3 protein-coding genes and 1 rRNA gene are annotated in these 4,759 nt (G+C 31.7%); all 4 read left to right on the top strand.

The features are described from left to right. Window positions 1-92 (top strand): 5S ribosomal RNA (rrf, locus tag ACIQLB_RS24440); the annotation flags it as partial. 341 nt (window positions 93-433) lie between these two features. Beyond that, the gene (locus tag ACIQLB_RS24435; protein ID WP_400731327.1) at window positions 434-1,606 is read left to right on the top strand and encodes an ATP-grasp domain-containing protein; all 1,173 of its coding nucleotides are present in this window, start codon (window positions 434-436) and stop codon (window positions 1,604-1,606) included. Window positions 1,607-1,645: 39 nt separating this feature from the next. Beyond that, window positions 1,646-3,328 carry a methyl-accepting chemotaxis protein gene (locus tag ACIQLB_RS24430; protein ID WP_400731325.1) on the top strand — a complete coding sequence of 561 codons (1,683 nt, stop codon included), beginning with the start codon at window positions 1,646-1,648 and terminating at the stop codon, window positions 3,326-3,328. Window positions 3,329-3,520: 192 nt separating this feature from the next. Beyond that, on the top strand, window positions 3,521-4,414 hold the full coding sequence (locus ACIQLB_RS24425; RefSeq protein WP_400731323.1) for a patatin-like phospholipase family protein: 894 nt from the start codon (window positions 3,521-3,523) through the stop codon (window positions 4,412-4,414). Window positions 4,415-4,759: the final 345 nt, after the last annotated feature.

Raw genomic sequence — 4,759 nt, 5'->3', positions numbered from 1 at the left:
ACACCCGTTCCCATACCGAACACGGAAGTTAAGCTCTTTAGCGCCGATGGTAGTTGGGGGCTTCCCCCTGTGAGAGTAGGACGTCGCTAGGCAATGTAGACAGTCAGCTGAGTGCTGGCTGTTTTTTTTTATAAAATTATACAAATTGTAAAAAAACAATAGTAAAAAATCGAGAAGCTTAAATTAGCTTCTTGATTTTTTTTAGTTATTTACTTTAGCAAAAGTTAATCTTTATATAGTTAAATACGCTCATTAGTATTTAGATATTTAATTATGCCTTTTATTAATTTCGATGTAATATTACCTATAGTATAAAAAGGTAATACTATGGATTTTATAGGTATTATATATTAAAATAGGTAATAGTTATTTTTACATACTTTTATAGATCATAGTAGGATATGTAAAAAATATATGGATAGGAGTGTAAAAGTTGATAATACTAGATAGACCTTATGTTTCTGATTTATTAGCGCACACAATTAGTAAGAATAAAATTCCAGTTATCAAATTAAATGAAGTTTTTATACCAAACGAATCTACTATAAATTTAAAAAAGGTAGACGATTTGTTGATTGAATTAGAGAAGAGGAATTGTCCGATTCTCTTTAACTCTGAAAATGGACTTAATATTTTATCAAAATATGCACCTAATCACTATTTAACAACTGTTACAGATATTTTGAAAAATAAAGTTACTTTCAGGAAAACATTAAGTAGACATTATAAAGATTTCTTTTTCACAGAAGTTTCTCTAAAAGAATTAGAAGAATTAGATCCTAGTGCTCTACCTTTCCCTATTATTGTTAAGCCTGTTATAGGATATTCAAGTATAGGTGTACATCGTATTGATAAGGTAGAAGAATATAAAGAAACTATTAAACAACTTAAATTTGAAATGGAAGTTACAAGTTCAGACTATCCAATCGAAGTTATTAATAACCAATCATTTATAATTGAGAAATTAATTGAAGGTGATGAATACGCTGTTGACGTATATTTTACAGAAGACGGGGAACCTGTTATCTTAAATCTTTTTAAAAGAATGTTTAGGCATGAGAAAGACATGAGCGATAGAATTTACTATACGAGTAAGCAAGTAATAAATGAGTCCCTCAACAAAATTCAAGAATTTTTAGGAACTATTTCATCGTTCTTCGCTTTAAAACTTGCCCCTATACATATTGAAATTCGCATCGATAATGAGGGACAGATTGTTCCAATTGAAGTAAATCCACTTAGATTTGCTGGTATCGGTACAAATGAACTTGGCGTTCATGCATATGGTGTAAACTCATGTGAGTACTTTTTTAAACAACAAAAGCCTGATTGGGAAAATATAGTTAATCAAATGGATGATTCAATTTATAGTTTTTGTTGTGCTGAAATAGATGCCTCTATTGATTGTAAGCAAGTTGTATCTATTAATCATGAAGCATTTAAACTAAATTTTGATGAAATTTTAGAATATCGACCAATGAAAGTGAATGAAAGCTCTACCTTTGCTGTAATCTTTCATAAATCACCGGATTTAAATGAGAATATAAGGTTATTGAACTTAGATCTGAATCAATATATTACGTTAAATGAATTGGTATTTGTTTAATAATGATTAATTTTTTTATTACAGTTAGGAGCGTTAATGATGTTTAAAGGTATGACAATTAGAAAGAAAATATTATTAAACGTATTAATGCCTATTGTTGTTATAAGCACAATTTTTAGCTTTGCCATTTTTATTGTAGCTGAGCGTTTAATTGATGGGTATATTATTCCTCAGTTTGAAGAGAGCTTAACGATGAAAATGGAGGATTTTGATGAGCTATTTGATAAAGAATTAATCAATAGTGCTAAAACAAACAAAAGTGCATATCAAGAATTATTGTCTAGAGGAAATGCATTTCAAGAAAAGTATGATTTAGAAAATGTGTATATTATGAGTAAAGTAGATAATAAAGAAGTCATTTTATTTTTAGGCAATGACGATAAGTATTTATCACCACTAGCGTTTACAGATGAACAAAAAGCAGCGCTGGGCACAACTAAAATGGTTACAAGTGATATTTATATAGATGATTACGGTGCTCATAAGTCTACATTTTTACAAGTTCAAGGAACAGATTCTGTCTTAGGATTAGATGAAGATGCAGATTTTATAGTTGATTTAGAAAATTTATTAATAAAAGTATGTGTATTATTAGCACTTATATTTATTGTGGTAAGTGGTATATTAGCATATTTCACTGCTAAAAGAATTTCTAAACCGTTAAATCAACTTGTAGATTACACTAAAGTAATTGCAGCTGGTGATTTAACGCAGGAAATAAAAAATACAAGTAATGACGAAATTGGTCAGCTTGCATCAAGTTTTAATAGTATGCAAGTACAGCTAAAAGATGTTATAGGGCATGTATCCTCAACAGCAGACTATGTAGCAAATGGGTCTAAAGAATTGACTCAAAGTATAGAGCAAGTGACAGAAATGACTAATCAGGTATCAGCGGCGATTCAGGAAGTTTCAGTAAGTAGCGAAATGGTAACAACTGGGGCTATTCAAAATCAAATTGCGATTAAAGAAATATCAGAGGGTATAGTAGAAATTACGGAATCTACTACGAATGTCTCTGATGAATCTATTAAGACATCTGAAGAATCCAATCAAGGTAATAATGTTATTCAACAATCCGTACAAGGAATTGATTCGATTAACGAGCTTTCAAAAGCCTCTATGCAAATGACAGAACAAATGCATCAACGTTCTAAAGAAGTAGGACAAATTACAAATGTAATTACAAGTATTTCAGATCAAATTAATTTACTTGCACTAAATGCAGCTATTGAGGCTGCTCGTGCAGGTGAATATGGAAAAGGGTTTGCTGTTGTTGCAGATGAAATAAGACATTTAGCAGAACAATCTGCCCAATCTGCTAATGACATTACTAAATTAATCTCTGAAATGCAAAACAATTCTAATGAATCTGTTGACGCTATTACGAGAGTAGTAAATGAAATTGATCAAGAGACTGTCGCAATAAGATTGGCTGGAGATACTTTCCGAAAAATCTCATCTCTAATTTCAAACATTAGTATGCGAACGCAATCAATTGCTTCAACAGTAGAACAAATATCAGCAAGCTCTGAACAAGTATTAGGGACTACTGAGACAACTGTGCAATCATTGGAGCAAACATCAGCAGGTACCCAAAACATTGCTTCAACTATGCAAGAGCAATCTGCTTTTATGGAAGAAATGCTAGGAACTGCTAATCAAGTAAACGAGATGGTTGAAAACTTAAAAGGTCAAATTGCACATTTTAAAATTAAGTAATCTAAGCAATAACATAAACTAAGTTAAAAGGATTAGCTCTATCTTGAACAGAGTTAATCCTTTTACTGTTTTTAAATCCGTATGTCAGCATCAAAGTAGTTTGTAAATTCGACAAAATACTCATTGAGTTCGTTCTATTTGTATATAACTCTTTATATAATGTAAAGATTACTTAAAAAAGGAGAGGGAATTTTGTGGATTGATGGTGTTTTTTCTGGTGGCGGTTTGAAGGGGTTTGCACTAGTTGGGGCGTATCAAGTACTAGAAGCTGAAAATTTTCGCTTTAAACGGGTAGCTGGGACGAGTGCCGGGGCCATATTAGCTGCTTTTATTGCTGCGGGATATAGCGGAAAAGAAATCCAGACTATGTTAGAAGAGTTGGATGTACCTTCATTATTAGATCAAAGGAAAACAATCTTACCATTCCCGTTTATGAAGTGGGTTAATGTTTATCACCATTTAGGTTTATATAAAGGAAAAGCATTAGAAAAATGGTTTTTTCAGAAATTAGCTGCAAAAGGAGTTTATACATTCGGAGATTTACCTAGAGATTCGTTAAAATTAGTGGCGTCAGATTTAACAAATGGCAGAATGATAGTTTTACCAGATGATTTACAAAATTATCATATTGATGCGGGGAATTTTTCTGTAGCCAGTGCTTTACGTATGAGCTGTGGAATACCATTTTTCTTTGAACCTGTTACATTAAAAACAGGAAAAGGAGATTCGGTTATTGTAGATGGCGGCGTATTGAGTAATTTTCCGTTATGGGTATTTGATGATAGAGAAGGACGTAAAGTGCGACCGATTATAGGGCTTAAATTGAGTAGACGTAGAGAAGAACAACACCCATATGAAATTAAAAACGGATTAAATTTATTTGAAGCTTTATTTTCTACTATGAAAGATGCTCATGATGAAAGGTATATCTCAAGACGGCATGAAAGAGATATTATTTTCATCCCTGTCGATGATTATAGCTCTACACAATTTGATTTAGATGAAGAGACTAAAGAAACGCTCTTAGAAATTGGAAGAAACCGTACTATTCAATTTTTAAAATCGTGGCCAAGGTTTAGGTTATAAAACTTTTGAAAAAAACGAATAAAACTATTGACGTTCTATGAAGTGGATGATATTATATAAAAGTTGCTGCTGAACATTCAGCTAGAACAATATGAAAATAAAATAACTGTTTGACATTCTGTGTAAAACATGTTATTATATAAAAGTTGACTCTTAACAAAGAGATGACGATTGCAAATGAACCTTGAAAACTGAACAAGCAAAACGTAATCAATAAAGTTTTTAGTAGCTAACCTTGAGTTGGCGAACAAAACAAAATTTTGGACATCAAACATGATGCCAGCAAAACAATTTGAGCTAATCAAATTTCTTTTATGGAGAGTTTGATCCTGGCTCAGGACGAAC

It is taken from the genome of Lysinibacillus sp. NPDC092081, assembly GCF_044755845.1.
GTDB lineage: Bacteria > Bacillota > Bacilli > Bacillales_A > Planococcaceae > Lysinibacillus.
The sequence above is the reverse complement of the archived record's forward strand: the minus strand, read 5'-3'. Positions and strand labels throughout refer to the sequence as shown.

Coding starts and splice junctions, on each gene's coding strand:
- ACIQLB_RS24430 (WP_400731325.1), top strand. CDS start 1,646: ATGTTTAAAGGTATGACAATTAGAAAGAAAATATTATTAAACGTATTA.